17 protein-coding genes are annotated in these 15,859 nt (G+C 39.5%); 11 read left to right on the top strand and 6 right to left on the bottom strand.

All coding sequences use genetic code 11. The annotated features are described in order from the left end of the window. Positions 1 to 200: 200 nt before the first annotated feature. Complete coding sequence (locus CWB66_RS14395; protein ID WP_138585910.1) at positions 201 to 689, bottom strand: Spy/CpxP family protein refolding chaperone; 489 nt, start codon at positions 687 to 689, stop codon at positions 201 to 203. Between the two features lie 187 nt (positions 690 to 876). Here CWB66_RS14395 and CWB66_RS14390 point away from each other — a divergent pair, with 187 nt between their 5' ends. The 3 genes from CWB66_RS14390 to CWB66_RS14380 are packed head-to-tail and all read left to right on the top strand — an operon-like array spanning position 877 to position 3,910. Further along, positions 877 to 1,566 carry a response regulator gene (locus tag CWB66_RS14390; RefSeq protein WP_077536894.1) on the top strand — a complete coding sequence of 230 codons (690 nt, stop codon included), beginning with the start codon at positions 877 to 879 and terminating at the stop codon, positions 1,564 to 1,566. Further along, positions 1,544 to 2,959 carry an ATP-binding protein gene (locus CWB66_RS14385; protein ID WP_138585909.1) on the top strand — a complete coding sequence of 472 codons (1,416 nt, stop codon included), beginning with the start codon at positions 1,544 to 1,546 and terminating at the stop codon, positions 2,957 to 2,959. Before CWB66_RS14390 ends, CWB66_RS14385 begins: the two co-directional genes overlap by 23 nt. Positions 2,960 to 2,962: 3 nt before the next feature. Next, positions 2,963 to 3,910: an alpha/beta fold hydrolase gene (locus tag CWB66_RS14380; protein ID WP_138585908.1), complete on the top strand. Its 948-nt coding sequence runs from the start codon at positions 2,963 to 2,965 to the stop codon at positions 3,908 to 3,910. Here the strand turns inward: CWB66_RS14380 and CWB66_RS14375 are convergent. Beyond that, on the bottom strand, positions 3,870 to 4,787 hold the full coding sequence (locus CWB66_RS14375; protein ID WP_502705295.1) for a cation diffusion facilitator family transporter: 918 nt from the start codon (positions 4,785 to 4,787) through the stop codon (positions 3,870 to 3,872). The two genes, CWB66_RS14380 and CWB66_RS14375, sit on opposite strands and share 41 nt — an antisense overlap. Before the next feature lie 109 nt (positions 4,788 to 4,896). On the opposite strand from CWB66_RS14375, the gene trmL reads away from it, so the two are divergent. The 4 genes from trmL to CWB66_RS14355 all read left to right on the top strand — a co-directional run bounded on the left by trmL (position 4,897) and on the right by CWB66_RS14355 (position 8,440). Continuing rightward, positions 4,897 to 5,361: a tRNA (uridine(34)/cytosine(34)/5-carboxymethylaminomethyluridine(34)-2'-O)-methyltransferase TrmL gene (gene trmL, locus CWB66_RS14370; protein WP_077536891.1), complete on the top strand. Its 465-nt coding sequence runs from the start codon at positions 4,897 to 4,899 to the stop codon at positions 5,359 to 5,361. Positions 5,362 to 5,693: 332 nt separating this feature from the next. Beyond that, complete coding sequence (locus tag CWB66_RS22685; RefSeq protein WP_252371765.1) at positions 5,694 to 5,879, top strand: hypothetical protein; 186 nt, start codon at positions 5,694 to 5,696, stop codon at positions 5,877 to 5,879. A gap of 338 nt (positions 5,880 to 6,217) precedes the next feature. After that, positions 6,218 to 6,943 carry a substrate-binding periplasmic protein gene (locus CWB66_RS14360; protein WP_077536890.1) on the top strand — a complete coding sequence of 242 codons (726 nt, stop codon included), beginning with the start codon at positions 6,218 to 6,220 and terminating at the stop codon, positions 6,941 to 6,943. Between the two features lie 9 nt (positions 6,944 to 6,952). Further along, a complete protein-coding gene (locus CWB66_RS14355; RefSeq protein WP_077536889.1) occupies positions 6,953 to 8,440 on the top strand; it encodes a methyl-accepting chemotaxis protein in 1,488 nt (495 codons plus the stop codon). A gap of 45 nt (positions 8,441 to 8,485) precedes the next feature. On the opposite strand, the gene gpsA is transcribed toward CWB66_RS14355, so the two are convergent. The 4 genes from gpsA to CWB66_RS14335 are packed head-to-tail and all read right to left on the bottom strand — an operon-like array spanning position 8,486 to position 10,737. Beyond that, a complete protein-coding gene (gpsA, locus tag CWB66_RS14350; protein WP_077536888.1) occupies positions 8,486 to 9,493 on the bottom strand; it encodes an NAD(P)H-dependent glycerol-3-phosphate dehydrogenase in 1,008 nt (335 codons plus the stop codon). 3 nt (positions 9,494 to 9,496) lie between these two features. After that, on the bottom strand, positions 9,497 to 9,982 hold the full coding sequence (gene secB, locus CWB66_RS14345; protein ID WP_077536887.1) for a protein-export chaperone SecB: 486 nt from the start codon (positions 9,980 to 9,982) through the stop codon (positions 9,497 to 9,499). Between the two features lie 34 nt (positions 9,983 to 10,016). Beyond that, the gene (gene grxC / locus CWB66_RS14340; protein ID WP_077536886.1) at positions 10,017 to 10,274 is read right to left on the bottom strand and encodes a glutaredoxin 3; all 258 of its coding nucleotides are present in this window, start codon (positions 10,272 to 10,274) and stop codon (positions 10,017 to 10,019) included. A gap of 31 nt (positions 10,275 to 10,305) precedes the next feature. After that, the gene (locus tag CWB66_RS14335) at positions 10,306 to 10,737 is read right to left on the bottom strand and encodes a rhodanese-like domain-containing protein (protein WP_077536885.1); all 432 of its coding nucleotides are present in this window, start codon (positions 10,735 to 10,737) and stop codon (positions 10,306 to 10,308) included. Positions 10,738 to 11,008: 271 nt separating this feature from the next. On the opposite strand from CWB66_RS14335, the gene gpmM reads away from it, so the two are divergent. The 4 genes from gpmM (at position 11,009) to CWB66_RS14315 (ending at position 15,823) form a co-directional block, all read left to right on the top strand. Then, positions 11,009 to 12,553, top strand: coding sequence for a 2,3-bisphosphoglycerate-independent phosphoglycerate mutase (gpmM, locus tag CWB66_RS14330; RefSeq protein ID WP_138585907.1), 1,545 nt, complete (start codon positions 11,009 to 11,011; stop codon positions 12,551 to 12,553). A 3-nt stretch (positions 12,554 to 12,556) separates the two neighbouring features. Continuing rightward, the gene (locus tag CWB66_RS14325) at positions 12,557 to 13,696 is read left to right on the top strand and encodes a murein hydrolase activator EnvC family protein (protein ID WP_138585906.1); all 1,140 of its coding nucleotides are present in this window, start codon (positions 12,557 to 12,559) and stop codon (positions 13,694 to 13,696) included. Positions 13,697 to 13,730: 34 nt separating this feature from the next. Continuing rightward, positions 13,731 to 14,987 carry a S41 family peptidase gene (locus tag CWB66_RS14320; protein ID WP_077536882.1) on the top strand — a complete coding sequence of 419 codons (1,257 nt, stop codon included), beginning with the start codon at positions 13,731 to 13,733 and terminating at the stop codon, positions 14,985 to 14,987. Positions 14,988 to 15,055: 68 nt separating this feature from the next. Continuing rightward, positions 15,056 to 15,823, top strand: a complete 768-nt coding sequence (locus CWB66_RS14315) for a divergent polysaccharide deacetylase family protein (RefSeq protein WP_252371766.1) — start codon at positions 15,056 to 15,058, stop codon at positions 15,821 to 15,823. Positions 15,824 to 15,859: the final 36 nt, after the last annotated feature.

Raw genomic sequence — 15,859 nt, 5'->3', positions numbered from 1 at the left:
GTTGACCTTTTGTGATTGATTTTGCAGCAGTACGTTTGGTATTTAGGCAAGGCAGATCCTATGTCGTGTGGTTATTCCCCATAAACAGGCGATAACGCAGTATAAATGTCAAACCTCGCGCCGCGATTAAATCGCCCCTAGATTGAACAAATTTCAATCTACAAAGGTCAACACGCCCTAGTATTTACAAAAAAGTAAAATTAACTTTTTTGTTTACGGTGCTTTTTACTCATACGCTTTTGCATTTTTTCAAATTTCTCGCGTTGCTCTGCATTTAAAACTTGCCATACCTGATGCTGAGTTTTTAATTTAATGAGTCCAACCTCTTCGCCTTTTTGATGGCGTTGCGCTAATAATTCTTTTGCTGCATTTTCGTCAAAGCTAGCAGAAGCAAGTAATGCTTCTTTTTTTGCTCTGTTAGCCTCATGCTGCGCTTTTCGGGCTTCTTTATCAGTGCCTCTTAGCGTTTGCATTTGGGCTTTTTGAGCTTCAAAAATTGCTTTTAATTGGATTTGTTGTTCATCGGTTAAATCAAGCTTATTAGCACCACGTTCAGAAAGTAAAAAATGCGCTTGAGAATGGCCTTGCTTGTGTCCGTCACTTTTAGCGATTACGCTACCTGCACCTAGAGTGGCAGTTGCAAGACCACAAACAAGTACTAATTTAGAAAGTGTATTTAATTTAGTCATAATCATACCTTAACGATGGGTTTAACTTATGGTTTAGTTCGGTTAGTTGTCACTGCTTAATCAGCTGAGTTAACTATACATCTTGCAATGCAAAGTAACGCAAAGCAGTGTAAAGGTTGTGTAAAGATTCACTTTCAGATAATTTTGCGCGTAAAATTACGCCATAAGTAACTCTAAGGGTTTGCAAATGAAACTATTAATGATTGATGACGATACGGGCCTTTGTGAGCTATTAAGCGAGTATTTAAAGGCGCAGGGCTTTGAAATACAAAGCGTACACGATGGCGAGCAAGGCTTAAAGCTAGCTCAGGCGAACGACTACGCACTCATATTGCTTGATGTAATGCTACCGACTCTCGATGGCTTTGAAGTACTTAAACAGTTAAGACAAACCAAATTGACACCGGTGATTATGCTCACTGCAAAAGGCGAAGACTTCGATCGCATTTTTGGCTTAGAGCTAGGCGCCGATGATTATATTCCAAAACCTTTCAACCACCGTGAATTACTCGCCCGTGTTAAAGCAATTACGCGCCGTATTGAGCATATAAATAGTTTAAATATGACGGCCAGTAACAAAGTATTAATCAATGGTGTAATCGTTAATTATGCTGCCAGAGAAGCCTCTATAAACGAGCATGTGTTGTGCCTTACGGGCACAGAATATGAAATATTAGCGTTGCTCTGCAAAAATGCTGGTGACGTGGTAAGTAAAGAGCTGATTAGCGAAGAAGTATTGGGTCGCCGCTTGGCATCATTCGATCGTTCTATAGACATGCACGTTAGCAATATACGTAAAAAAATAGCTGAGTATATCCCTACAGAGCGAATTAAAACAATGCGAGGCACAGGCTATGTATTCATTCAAGGCGAGTAGGTCTGCTTTGTTTACTTATGTTAAAAACCCTAGACATTATTTGTTTTTTAAAATATTTATATGGTTTTGGTTAACAATAATAGGCACGGTTACTGCACTCATTTTTTTAAGTAACATTACTGCAATCAATGCGGTAAGTAATGAGCCTTTGCATGGGCCTATGAAGAAAAACCTGCTTTACACAGCCAAAAACCTTGAGCGCTCGGTTATTAAACACAGGCGTTCGCTTAGCGAAACGCTCTCTCATCCTCGCCTATCCAAACGCAAATTATTATATTTAAACTCAGATCAACTTGAGGATTCATTGACGAGCAAACAAGTGCCGAGTGATGTAGATTTAAGCTTACTTAATTTCACTAAAAATATGGCTCCACAAGTTATTTTCACCGAAAAATACCAAGCTTTTGGACCTATAAAAATAACCCTGCCTGAAGGTGACTTTTATTTATACGAAATAGATATTAATCAGCAACAGCCGTTTTTTATTCGTTTAAAATTAATGCCTATTTGGATGAAAGTGTTTATTGCTATTTTTGCTTCTCTGATTTTAAGCTTTTTATTTAGTCGCAATTTAATTGCGCCAATTAACAGCTTAAAGAAAGCCGCGATTAAACTCTCCAATGGCGATTTAAGTGCGCGAGCTGCTATTTCAATAAACAGAAAAGACGAACTTGGCATACTTGGTCGTGACTTCAACAGCATGGCAAATCAATTGGAGCTACTTATTAGCTCTCAAAAACGCTTACTTGCCGATATATCCCATGAGTTACGCTCGCCATTAACGCGCTTAAAAATGGCAACGGGCCTTGCTCAAATGCAAGCAAACGAAGCTAGTCAGTCGTATTTATTACGTATAGAAAAAGAAGCTAATCAGTTAGATAAAATGATTGCTGATGTGCTGCAAGTCTCTCGCTTAGAAGCAAAAAGCCAAGCGCTTTCATTACAAACCCAGTCACTTCAAATTATTGTTGACCATGTGCTAAATGATGCACAATTTGAGGCCAAACAAAATAATAAAAAATTACAAGTAAGTGGCGATGCACAAGTGAGCATTGACTGCGATGAAGCGCTTATTGCCAGCGCTCTTGAAAATTTGCTGCGTAACGCCATTAAATACGCAAATAGCACCATTAGCGTTACACTAAAGCACTGTGATGCAATTTATATAGAAATATGTGACGATGGCTCTGGTGTGCCAGATGAGCAACTTAATAAACTTTGTGAGCCGTTTTTTAGGCAATCAGATGCCAGGGATCGTGTAAGTGGTGGTACTGGTTTAGGCTTAGCAATTGCAAAAAATGCGATTACCGCACACGGCGGTAGTTTAGTATTATCGAATAAAGATCAAGGCGGCTTGTGTGCTAATATCACCCTGCCGATAATTAAAGAGTAAACCATGTTTTATAGTAGTGAGCGCGACCTGCAAAGTAATCAATTAACGATTAATAACTTTTATACAAAAACACTCATTAAAGCTTATTTAGAGACTCCTAGCGGGCAACTATTTTATGCCTATGCTTTGCCCGATAATGCACACACTGCGATTGTTATCAGCGCAGGACGTCTTGAAGGATTAGATAAATATAAAGAGTTGTTGTGGGAGCTTTATAACAATAACTTTGCGGTGTTTATCGCCGATCACCAAGGGCAAGGTCGCTCTTACCGACAGCTAAAAAATAAACATAAAGGCCATGTTAACCAATTTAAAGATTACAGTGCTGATCTAAATTTATTTAATAAGCGGGTTGTAGATGCTCATTGGCAAGGGAGTAAGGTGTTGGTGAGCCATTCTATGGGTGGAGCCGTCGCGTTTGAGTATCTTGCACATTTTGAACACAATTTTAGTGGCGCATTTTTCTCAGCTCCTATGCTCGACATTTACACTAGAGGCATACCAAAACCTTTAGCTAAATTCGTTGCAAGTACAGCAACACAACTTGGCTTTAAAAACACTTATGCGCTAGGACAAACCGATTACACTGCCGATGAATTTGCGTTAAATACACTAACCAGTAGCCTTGAACGTTACGAGTTATTTAGAAAAACCTATCATGAAGAACCATTACTACAGCTTGGTGGTGTTACTTATGGCTGGTTAAATGCTACGTTTGCATTTATATCGTCGATGGATACGTTAAACGTATCCATTCCGCTGTACATTGCCAGCGCGCAAAACGACGAGATAGTCGACAACAATGCACACTATAAATTGGCGAACAGGCACGACAACGCGGTATTAGAAAGCTTTACTGGCGCTAAGCACGAACTGTTCTTTGAACGTGATGAAATACGCAAACCTCTGCTTACAAGCTTATATCAGTTTTGTGGGTCGGTGACGGCTTAACAATTACCGACAATGGATCGAGGTGGATTAAAATATCGACCTGAGACTCAAATTCTTTGGTTATCAATGCTTCAACTTCATCAGCTACATTATGTGCGCGAATTAAGCTTAAATTATCATCAAGCTCTAAATGCATTTGAATAAACTTAATTTTTCCACCTTGGCGAGTACGAATACCATGTACACCATGCACATCAGTATGCGCCTTGGCTATGTCAAATATGCTTTGTTTTTCATCATCTGGTAGTTCTTTATCCATTAAGTGGTCGGCACTATCACGGGCAATATCCCAACTGTTATAAATTAAGTAGCCGGCCACACCAATTGCAAAGAGTGGATCGGCATACAACACCCCGTAATAAGCTAATAAAATAGCGAGTAACACTGCAGCATTTAAGATCAAGTCGCCTTTGTAATGCACAGAATCGGCCTTAATTGCGATTGAGTCTGTATATTTAATCACTTTATTTTGTACAAATACGATAACTAAAGTACACGCAATGGCAAAAATACTTACCCAAACACCGAGAAGAGAATGACTAAGAACAACGGGATTAAACAAGCGCTCAACACCATGAAATGCGAGTAAACAAGCGGAGCCAGCAATAAATGCAGCTTGCCCAAGCCCCGCTATAGCTTCGGCTTTGCCATGACCAAATCGATGGTCGTCATCAGCTGGGCGCAGCGCGTAGCCTAAAACCAAAAAGCTCATCGCCGTGGCCGTAATATCCATTAGTGAGTCGGTTAACGAGCCAAGCATTGACGCAGACCCCGATGCTAGCCATGCCCACGTTTTTGCAGCAATCATCAAACTAACCATGACCATGGTAACAATACTGGAAGTTTTAACCCAAAATTCGTAACTACGGTTATGCACGTTTTTATCCGCTAAATAGATGTATTCAATAATTTGAGTATATCATTTTTTTTGAGGGTTTCGTGTATACTGCACATCGTTAAACTTTAGATTATTGAAAAGGCTCACTATGCTGGATATCGTTTTATACCAACCTGAAATACCACCTAATACAGGTAATATTATTCGCTTGTGCGCAAATACAGGTTATTCGCTGCACTTAATTGAACCGCTGGGCTTTGAATGGGACGATAAACGTGTAAAACGTGCTGGCCTTGATTATCACGAGTTTAGCCATGTTCAGCGTCATGCCTCATTTGAAGATTACCTTGAAAAATGTAAACCTAAAAAAGTATATGCATGCACCACCAAAGGTAGCCAATTTCATCATCAAGCAAGTTACGAAGCTGGTGATTGCCTTGTATTTGGCCCTGAAACTCGTGGTCTTCCAGATGATATGATCCAAGCACTGCCAAATGAGCAGCGTGTACGCATTCCTATGCAAGCCAATAGCCGCAGCATGAACCTATCAAATGCAGTCGCTGTATTTGTTTATGAATCGTGGCGTCAATTAGGCTTTCCTAACGCACAATAGTGCATTAGATCCTTTATTACATTTAAGCCAAGGCATATCATAAGTAAAAATTAAAGCCCTTGGCTAAATCATCAATCTATTATTTCCTAAGCCCAAAGCTGGGCCAACAATAAAGAGTTGTTCAATGCTATTTTTAATGAGCATTAGTAGAACAATTCGTCCGACGAACTGAAGCAATTAATATTTAATTACCTCTAAATTGAACAAACTTTAATCCTGAAAGGTCAACACGCCCTAATATTCGCTAATTTTTTTTCTTGTACGTTTCTCATAAATATAATTATTGAACTAAGCTCATTCTCATGCAGTTATTTACTTATAGCTAAAACTCTATGGGAAAACTTTTTTATTATTCGTTACTTTTAGCCTACTCTGCAACCGCTACCCTAGCGTCTGATTACTTATTCAATTATGTTAGTCAAACTCAAGAAGGGACAGATATAGAAGCAGATGCTTATATTGGCTATTACACAAGCTTAACCGATTTAATTAATCTAGATATTGATATTGCACAATAGACATACTCAGGTGATAAATTCAGTTCCCATTATGATTACACCAAAACTTATGCTAAATTCAATTTTTGCACTACTAGCCTTAATTTTTGGTACGCATGGGATGATTTTACTACCGAGGCTGGACGCACAACATTCCAATTAATAATGTATTCTCAATTAGCTTAAGTGCTGACTATTTAAGCTTCGACGATAACTAGATGCATTGGGTATAACCGCAAATTATACATGGAGTGATTTGAATTTGACTGCAGGCTATGAAGGTACAAATTTAGAAACATACGGCGATACAACTTTACTAATAACCGTTTCAAGAACATTTAATTTCTAAGGGTTTATACATGAAAATTACATTACTATTTATTTTTATTACTTTTTCTAATTTCGTCGCTGCTGAAACAGTGCATTTAACATCACTGGCTTGGCCACCTTATTCTGATAAATCATTAGAACAACAAGGCGCATCTGTAGCCGTTGCAAAAGCTGCATTTAAGGCTGAAGGGCATGAGCTTATCGTTGATTTCTATCCTTGGTCTCGTGCAGTAAATTCGGCCTTACAAGCAAATTCAAAATATGTTGGATACTTTCCAGAATATATGCACGAAACCAGTGATTTTATTTTTTCTGATGCAACCGGCACTGGTCCGCTCGGCCTTGTGCAAAATAGTGCTAAGCCAATAACCTTTTCATCGGTGAATGACCTTTCGGGTAAACGTATTGGTGTTGTACAAGATTATGTCAACACTAAGGAGCTTGATGACATGATAGCTTCTGGCACAATTAAAGGCGACGCAGCACCTTCTGATGTCCTAAACATTAAAAAAGTAGCTGCTGGACGAATTGATGCTGCGGTGATTGATGCCAATGTGCTTAAGTATTTACTAGCTACAGATAAGTCTTTAGCAGGAATAAAAAGTAAAGTAGCCATGAATACAACGTTATTAGAAGATAAAAAGCTATACATTGCCTTTAGAAATGATGCTGAAGGACAAAAATGGCAAACAATTTATAATCAAGGGCTAGCAAAAATCGATGTTAATACCATTATGGCAAACTACCTTAAGTAAGGGGCTATTTTGACTCGTTCAATTTTATTTAGACTGGTTATTACTACATTAAGCGCAATGGTTTTTGTTTTACTTTGCTTTGGTGTTTATGATTACACTGCACAAAGTAGCCAATTAAAACTAAAGCTTGATAATGAGATTAATCTGACAAAAGAACGCATTGGGCTATCACTGCCCAATGCGATGTGGAATTTTCAAGATGAACTAGCTAAAAAGTTAATCAATGCGGAAGTTGCATCTCAAAATATATCAAAAATCACTATATATGATACTAACGGACAACTTTTTGTTGAAACCGACGGGACTGAAACACCGTCAATGGTACAAAATGAATTGTTTTATGATGATGCCGGAACGCAAAATAAAGTTGGCAAAATTAACCTTTATATCGAATTTAGTCACATTGAAGCGGCACTGCTTGAGTTGGCTATATTTTCAATCATTAAAGTTTTACTCCTAGTGACTATTTTAGGCGCCGTTTTAGTTTATATTTTTAAAAAATTAGTTGCTCAACCTTTATCTGAAGTTGCTGAAAAAATGGCAACTATTGCCAATGGAGATGGCGATTTAACTCAACAAATAATTGTTCGCCGTAATGACGAAATAGGAAAACTTGCGGCTTCATTTAATCAGTTTGAACATAAAATAGCTGAGCTGATTAACGATGTTAAGCTTTCCGTTGAGGATTCGTTTAACGTTGCTGGTAGCATCTCTGATGTTAGCAGTGAAGGTTTTCGCTATTTGACAGAGCAGCAGTCGGAAACAGATCAAATTGCCACTGCAATTACACAAATGGCGTCATCGGCAGTAGAAATTGAAAGTAATGCTAAGTTGACGCTAAGCTCTGCTGAAACAGCAAATGTAGATGCTAAAAAGGTGCATGATGCTTTTTTAAGCTCAATTAACTCAATAGAGAGATTGGCTGCTCAACTCGATGAAGCATCAACGGTTATAAGTAGTCTTGAAGATAGCGTGCAGGGCATTGTATCTATGCTAGATGTTATTCAAGCAATAGCAGAGCAAACGAACTTACTTGCATTAAATGCCGCGATTGAAGCTGCCAGAGCCGGTGAACAAGGCCGTGGATTTGCTGTAGTAGCTGATGAAGTAAGATCTTTAGCGAGCAGAACACAGACAAGTACGGCTGAGATCCATGAAACAATAAATAAACTACAACAGGGATCACAATCAGCTGTAAATGTTATGAGTTTAAGTAAAAATATGAGCCAAGAAAGCATGAGTGCGGCAAGTACAGCCAGCGAATTGATTTCAAATATATCTGAAGTGATAGAGTCAATTACACATATGTCGAGTCATATTTCTAGTGCTGTATCCGAACAAAGTGCGGTTGCTGAGGACTTAAGTAAAAATATTAATGAGGTCGTCTCTGCGGGTCAAAACAGTATGGGGAAAATTGAACAAGTTCAAACATACTCAGAAGATATGAAAACACTGGCCCTGCAACTAAAAAAGTCGGTAAGCATTTTTAAAACCTGAAATAACAAGCCTTACAGTACATAATTGAACTGGAAGGCTTATTTTTTATTCTGAACGCTGCTCTCGGCCTAATAACGCCATTGCAGCTTCTTTCATATCTTTATTTTCATAAAGAACTTTATAGATTTGCTCAGTAATTGGCATTTCGACACCAGTACGCTGTGCAAGCAAATACACTTCCTTGGTATTTCTAAAGCCTTCAACTACTTGACCAATTGACTCAATAGCAGCATCGACACTTTCACCTTTACCTAGTGCTAAACCAAATCGACGATTACGTGATTGATTATCAGTACAGGTTAAAATTAAATCACCAAGACCAGCCATTCCCATAAAGGTTTCTGGTTTTGCGCCAAGAGCGCAGCCTAAACGCGATAACTCTGCAAGACCACGTGTAATGAGTGCAGTACGTGCATTAGCGCCAAAACCTACCCCGTCTGAGATACCAGCACCGATTGCAATAACATTTTTAACCGCACCACCTAGCTGTATACCAATAAAATCATCATTGTTATACACACGGAATGAGCGACCACAATGAAGTAAATCAGCTAACTGCTGAGCAAATTCAGGGGACGTGGAAGATACAGAAATAGCAGTCGGTGATCCCATCGCCATCTCTTTTGCAAATGTAGGACCCGAAAGTACCGCCAATGGAATACCATCACCTAACTCTTGTAAAGCAACTTCCTGTAATAAGCGCCCCGTGTTTGGCTCAAGCCCTTTGGTCGCCCAAGCAACTTTTACACCTTCTTGCAATGCAGGCTTTATCTGCGCAAGTGTATCGCCAAATGCATGGCTTGGCACAACAACAAGCACAATAGCGCTACTAGCAACGGCACGTTGTAAATCGGCTTCAAGAAAAAGAGTATCAGGGAAAGGAGCATCGGGTAAGTAACGTTGATTTTTCCGCTCAGCTGCAAGCGTGGCAACGTCGTCGCTATTGCGTCCCCAAAGCGTCACATTGTGACCATTTCGGGCTAAACAAATAGCAAGGGCGGTGCCATAAGACCCCGCCCCTAATACAGTAACAGCTGTCGTTGCTGTACTCATAAATTATGCGTCTGCTGTAACCTGGTCAGCTGGCGCAGTACGTTGTTGCATGTACTGTGCAAACAATGCGTCAAAATTAACTGGCGCAAGGTTAAGCTGTGGAAAAGTACCACGGTTAACAAGGTTTGATACTGCTTCACGCGCATATGGGAACAACACGTTAGGACAAAATGCACCTAGCATGTGTGCAAGTTGCACCTCTTCAACGTCAGCAATAGTGAAAATACCTGCTTGTTGAATTTCACATAAAAACGCAGTTTCTTCGCCAAGTGAAGCGGTTACAGTTAGCGCTAAAACAACTTCAAATACACCTTCGTCTAGTTTATTAGAACGAGTATCTAAGTCTAGCTTAACTTCTGGCGTCCATTCTTTTTGAAAAATAGCTGGCGAATTTGGTGTTTCAAAAGATACATCTTTAGTGTAAATACGTTGAATTGTAAATTGTGCGCCACTTTCTTGAGCTGCTACATCTTGAGTTTCTTCGTTCATTGTTATTCCTAACTTGTTCGTTATTATAATTAAATTAAGCGCTTAGCTTAGCGTCAAGTTTACCTTGCGCTTCAATAGCCATCATGTCGTCGCAGCCACCGATATGTTCATCATTAATAAAAATTTGCGGTACTGTGCTTGCCCCACCCGCTTTTGCAATCATTTCATCGCGTAGCTCAGGCTGAACACCAATATCAATATTAGTGTACTCAACACCTTTGCTATTTAGTAGCGAAAGAGCGCGCTGGCAAAATGGACAATACGCCTTAGTATATAAAACAACATTACTCATAATAAATCCTCTATCGGTCTAGCTAAAATGATTAGCGACCTGTTGTGGTTGGTAGGCTCGCAGATTGCCACGCCCCCATGCCCCCAGCTAATACATAAACACGTTCAAAACCTGCTTTGCTCATAGCGGTTGCAGTACCTTGGGCAGTCATACCTGTAGTACATACCACTATAATGGGTTTAGTCTTGTACTTTTCAAGGCTTGAAAAGTCAGATTTTTTCGCATTCTCTGGGCTTAAGTGCTCAGCACCAGAAATACGCCCATTATTAAACTCTTTTTGCGCACGCATATCGATTACTTGACCATCTTCACGGTTAATAAGTAACGTAAGTTGCTGAGGATTTATTTGACGTACAGCTGAAAACTTACTTTTTATCCAGCCACTAACAATAAGAAATACAATACCAACCCAAGCAAGGCTTAAAATGGGGTGATTGGTGATAAATTCAATATATTGATCCATTCGACTTCCACTATAAATTACATCCTAAAACGCTATGTTTTAGATATTTTAGACTTTAGCCACGCAAGTATACCCAAACCAACTTAAAATGCGAGTTTACGGCGGCTTAAAAGCACATAAATCCCCCTGCATGCTACTCACCAAGCACACATTAACAACTTTACTTTACACCGTATTATGAAAATTTTTAATATGCTGTTTTGATTGCTGATTCTAGCTACAAAACACGGTATGCTAAAGCCAGACAGGTGTTAATTATTCAGGAACTATTATGACAGAACATAAAAAACCACTGGTATTAATGATTTTAGATGGTTGGGGATATCGCGAAGATGAGCAAAGTAACGCTATTTTAGCAGCAAACACGCCGGTATTAGACAATTTATGGGCTACACGCCCACGCACATTAATTTCAGCTTCGGGTTTTGATGTTGGTCTTCCTGATGGACAAATGGGCAATTCAGAAGTTGGCCATGTAAATTTAGGCGCTGGACGTGTCGTCTATCAAGATTTCACTCGTATTACTAAAGCAATTAACGATGGTGAATTTGATTCAACGCCTGCACTTGTTGAAAATATAGATAAGGCTGTAAAGGCAGGCAAAGCAGTTCATATTATGGGGTTATTAAGTCCTGGCGGTGTACATAGCCACGAAGATCATATAGTCGCAAGTATTGAACTTGCAGCAAAGCGCGGTGCAAAAAACGTATATTTTCACGCATTTTTAGATGGCCGCGACACGCCGCCGCGCAGTGCCAAAGCCTCTATCGAACGAATCGAAGCATTATTTAGTGAGCTAAAATGCGGCCGCCTAGCCTCGCTAATCGGCCGTTATTATGCAATGGACAGAGACAACCGTTGGAACCGCGTAGAAAAAGCGTATAACGTAATGACCCTAGGTGAGGGTGACTATAGTTATGACAACGGCGTTGCTGCTCTTGCAGCAGCTTACGAACGCGATGAAAACGATGAATTTGTAGCCGCTACAACCATCACCCCAGAAGGCGCAACCCCAGTAACAATAAACGATGGCGACACTGTAATTTTTGCAAATTTTAGAGCCGACAGAGCTCGCGAAATTACGCGCGCTTTTATTGAACCTAGCTTTGATGGCTTCACTAAAACAAAAACACCTAAACTCAGTGCTTTTGTAATGATGACCGAATACGCTGCTGATATTAATGCACCCGTTGCGTTTGGCCCTACGCCTTTAGTTAATGTTTTAGGCGAATGGTTTGAAAAAAATGGCAAAACACAGCTACGTATTTCTGAAACCGAAAAATATGCCCACGTGACATTTTTCTTTAGTGGTGGCCGCGAAAACGAATTTGAAGGCGAAACACGCGAGCTTATCCCTTCGCCGCAAGTAGCAACATACGATCTACAACCTGAAATGAACTCAGAAATGTTAACCGATAAACTCGTTGAAGCAATTAAAAGTGGTAAATACGACGCTATTATTTGTAACTACCCTAACGGCGATATGGTTGGTCACTCTGGTGTATTTGAAGCTGCCGTTAAAGCCTGCGAAGCAGTAGACGTTTGCATTGGTCGTGTTATCAGTGCACTTGAAGAGTTTGGTGGCGAAGCATTAATTACAGCTGATCACGGTAATGCCGAGCAAATGGCTAACCTTAAAACGGGCCAAGCGCATACAGCACATACTAGCGAACCTGTACCATTCATTTATGTAGGTCGTGATGCAACCCCATCAGCAGGTAAGGCATTGAGCGATGTAGCGCCCACAATGCTGCACTTAATGGGTATGAAGCAGCCAAGTGAAATGACTGGCACACCTATCATGACACTGAAATAACACATGAATAGACGCATTAATCTATTAATTCAATACACTTTAATACTTACTTCATTGGCGACGGCTCCTGCTGTCGCTAATGAAGACCGTACTAAAAAGGACTTATCAGAAGTCCAACAGGCTCTTAACCAAAGCCAAGCCGAATATAATGAGCAGCGTAAAAAAATTGCCAAATTACAAACAAATCTCAAAAGCTATGAACTAGATATCGCTAAAAATGCTAAAGCATTGAATATGGCAGAGCAAGCAGTTAAAAAAGCCCAGCAGCAACAAAAGCAGCAGCAACAAAAAGCACAGCAGCTCGATGAAAAGCATGTCCAGTTTCAACGTATTTTAGCCGCACAATTAAAAAGTGCCTACATGGCCGGTGGCGACGACTACTCTAAAATGATGCTAAATCAAGAAGACACAGCCAAGTTTGAGCGTACACTTAGTTATTATAACTATTTAAATAAAGCCCGAATAAAGCAAATTGAAGAGCTAAAAGTACTGCAGCAGCAAATCACCCAAAATCAAGTTGAACTTGCAAAAACAGAGCAAAAACTAATTGAGCTACATGACGAACAAAAACGACGTCAAACCGCATTAATTGCAGCCCAAAGTGAGCGAAAAGCGAATTTTAACAACCTTAAAGCACAACTCAGCGGTACTAAAGATTCGATTAACTATTTAAAAGAAAACCAGCAAACCTTAATCTCGACTATCGAAGAGCTTGAAAAAGAAAAAACACAAAAAATTGAATTGCTCGGCCTTAATAAAAGCAAAGGAAAACTAAATTGGCCAAGTAAAGGTAAGTTGCAACACACATTTGGTCAACGAAAGCATGGCGGCATTGATTGGAAAGGTGTGCTGATTGGGGCTGCAGAAGGCGCTAATGTTAACAGTGTGCATAATGGTCAAGTAGTCTTTGCTGATTGGTTGAAAGGCTATGGCTGGGTGATTGTTGTAGATCATGGCGAAGGCTTTATGAGCTTATATGGACACGCACAAACTCTTCTCAAAGATGTTGGCGATATGGTGCGTGAAGGCGAAACGTTAGCCTTAGTTGGTCAAAGCGGCGGACAAGCAAATTCTGGTCTATACTTTGAAATACGCCACAAAGGACGCGCAGTAAATCCTGTAAAATGGTGCAGACGCATTTAATTGAATAAACCGCTGCGCCGCTCTGGAGCAGCTGATGATAAATAAAACCGCCACTACAAACCATTCAAAAACAATGTATGCAGGCTTGATAATGAGTCTGCTTTTATTTAGTTTTATTTTTTCATTTAGCCAGGCTCTAGCTAGCTCAGTAAAAGAATTAAAAAGCCAACAAATAGATGAGATTTTATTTAATATACACACCTATTACGTTGACGATTTGGCCTTACAAAACAGCCAACACATAGAATACAGCACTCAGCAATTTGAACGCTTGTACTCAAAACTCGATCCTTACTCCAAATACCTAGACGAGCATGAACTCACCGCTCTATTTAACAACACCAATGGCCACTACACGGGTCTTGGAATTGAAGTTAAAAGTATTAAAGACAAAATAACCATCGTAGACGTAGTAAGTAATTCTCCCGCCAAAAAAGCCGGTATTTTAGCCAGCGATATTATCATAAGTGTTAATAACGAGATCGTTGAAAATCTGACACTTGACGAAGTCGCCACACTAATAAGAAATAGCAACTTTAGTGATATAAACTTAACCGTACAACGCCAAACAAGTAAAGCCTATATATCTTTTAACGTTGCTCGAACACTAATAAATTTAAAAAGTGCTACAAGCAAAGTCTTAGATTCTGGCACTGGTTATTTAGCCATTCACACTTTTTCTAATAACACACTGCAAGAAGTTGCTTTGCAAATTACAGCAATGCAAAACTATTATGATGACTCACTTAAGGGACTTGTTATTGATTTACGAGATAACCCCGGCGGTACACTGCAAAGTGCGATTGCCGTATCTGATATGTTTCTACAAAGCGGCACTATTGTTACAACTAAAGGTCGCTTTTTTGATGCGAATAAAACTTTTTACGCTAAACGAGGTGATGTATTAAAAGGCGCCCCCATTGTAGTGCTGATAAATGAAAATTCAGCTTCAGCGGCTGAAATTTTAGCGGCGGCTTTAAAAGATAATAATCGTGCAACCGTTGTAGGAAATCAATCTTTTGGTAAAGGCTCCGTACAATCACTCATTCCCCTCGGTAATGGAGATACAGCCTTAAAACTTACAACTGCGAAGTACTTTACACCGTCAGGAAAATCAATTGATGGCGTAGGAATAACACCCGATGTGGCGATTAATCAAACAAACCTTTCACAAAACAATAAAGCCGTTATAATAAAAAACGAACAAACTAAAAGCACTCAGCAATTACCTGTAAGTAATCTAGCTGATTTGCAATTAGTTAAAGCAAAACAATTACTCAGCATGCAATAATATCGCTTTATTTAGAGCGACTTACTGAGCCTAAAGATAATAAAAATTATAAAGTGAAAACTATAAATATAAAAATAATAACATCATTTTTGTTGATATTTTACTTTGCATCAACAGATGTAAAGGCTAAACAAATAGCAATAGTGATTGACGATATCGGCTATCACCAACGGGACTTGGAATTTTTAACTCTGCCTGGGCAATTGTCATATTCAATTTTACCTCACACCCCTTATTCACAAATTTTTGCAACGCTTGCTAGCCAATCAAATAAAGAGTTATTACTTCACGTCCCTATGCAGGCGCTAAATGATAAAGAGCTAGGCCCAGGCGCACTTACACTAAATATGACTAAAGAACAGCTTCAGCAAACACTAGGCACAGCTTTAGCGAGCTTGCCACAAGTTAAGGGGGTTAATAATCACATGGGCTCAGCACTTACGCAACAAAGCCAAGCCATGAAGTGGACTATGGAAGTTCTCAAAAAACGTCATTTATATTTTTTAGATAGTCGTACTACTGATTTAAGCCAAGCTCAAAATGCCGCTAACTTTTTAGGTGTAGCTAATATTAGCCGCCAAGTATTCTTAGACAACATAACCACTGCAGAACAATTACAACTGAGGTTTAATGAGTTAAAACAGCAAGCCACTAAGCATAATTTTGCTATTGCAATTGCTCACCCATACCCTGAAACAATTGCCTTTTTACGCAAAGTATTGCCACAGCTATCAGAGCAAGGTTTCGAACTTGTGCCTGTTTCACAGCTGGTCGAACATAAATATATTCAACTCGCACAGGCCGAGGGTAAAAGAATAAGTGCTAAGGCGCGTTGACCTTTCGTGATTGATTTTGCAGCAGGCTGTTTGGTA

Source organism: Pseudoalteromonas sp. S558 (assembly GCF_005886635.1).
Taxonomy (GTDB): domain Bacteria; phylum Pseudomonadota; class Gammaproteobacteria; order Enterobacterales; family Alteromonadaceae; genus Pseudoalteromonas; species Pseudoalteromonas aliena.
This window is presented reverse-complemented; position numbering and strand designations above follow the sequence as displayed.

What these genes read in the sequence shown, in the direction of transcription:
- CWB66_RS14395 (WP_138585910.1), bottom strand. Translation starts at nt 689, where the DNA reads ATGACTAAATTAAATACACTTTCTAAATTAGTACTTGTTTGTGGTCTT.
- CWB66_RS14390 (WP_077536894.1), top strand. Translation starts at nt 877, where the DNA reads ATGAAACTATTAATGATTGATGACGATACGGGCCTTTGTGAGCTATTA.
- CWB66_RS14385 (WP_138585909.1), top strand. Translation starts at nt 1,544, where the DNA reads ATGTATTCATTCAAGGCGAGTAGGTCTGCTTTGTTTACTTATGTTAAA.
- CWB66_RS14380 (WP_138585908.1), top strand. Translation starts at nt 2,963, where the DNA reads ATGTTTTATAGTAGTGAGCGCGACCTGCAAAGTAATCAATTAACGATT.
- trmL (WP_077536891.1), top strand. Translation starts at nt 4,897, where the DNA reads ATGCTGGATATCGTTTTATACCAACCTGAAATACCACCTAATACAGGT.
- CWB66_RS22685 (WP_252371765.1), top strand. Translation starts at nt 5,694, where the DNA reads ATGGGAAAACTTTTTTATTATTCGTTACTTTTAGCCTACTCTGCAACC.
- CWB66_RS14360 (WP_077536890.1), top strand. Translation starts at nt 6,218, where the DNA reads ATGAAAATTACATTACTATTTATTTTTATTACTTTTTCTAATTTCGTC.
- gpsA (WP_077536888.1), bottom strand. Translation starts at nt 9,493, where the DNA reads ATGAGTACAGCAACGACAGCTGTTACTGTATTAGGGGCGGGGTCTTAT.
- secB (WP_077536887.1), bottom strand. Translation starts at nt 9,982, where the DNA reads ATGAACGAAGAAACTCAAGATGTAGCAGCTCAAGAAAGTGGCGCACAA.
- grxC (WP_077536886.1), bottom strand. Translation starts at nt 10,274, where the DNA reads ATGAGTAATGTTGTTTTATATACTAAGGCGTATTGTCCATTTTGCCAG.
- CWB66_RS14335 (WP_077536885.1), bottom strand. Translation starts at nt 10,737, where the DNA reads ATGGATCAATATATTGAATTTATCACCAATCACCCCATTTTAAGCCTT.
- gpmM (WP_138585907.1), top strand. Translation starts at nt 11,009, where the DNA reads ATGACAGAACATAAAAAACCACTGGTATTAATGATTTTAGATGGTTGG.
- CWB66_RS14325 (WP_138585906.1), top strand. Translation starts at nt 12,557, where the DNA reads ATGAATAGACGCATTAATCTATTAATTCAATACACTTTAATACTTACT.
- CWB66_RS14320 (WP_077536882.1), top strand. Translation starts at nt 13,731, where the DNA reads ATGATAAATAAAACCGCCACTACAAACCATTCAAAAACAATGTATGCA.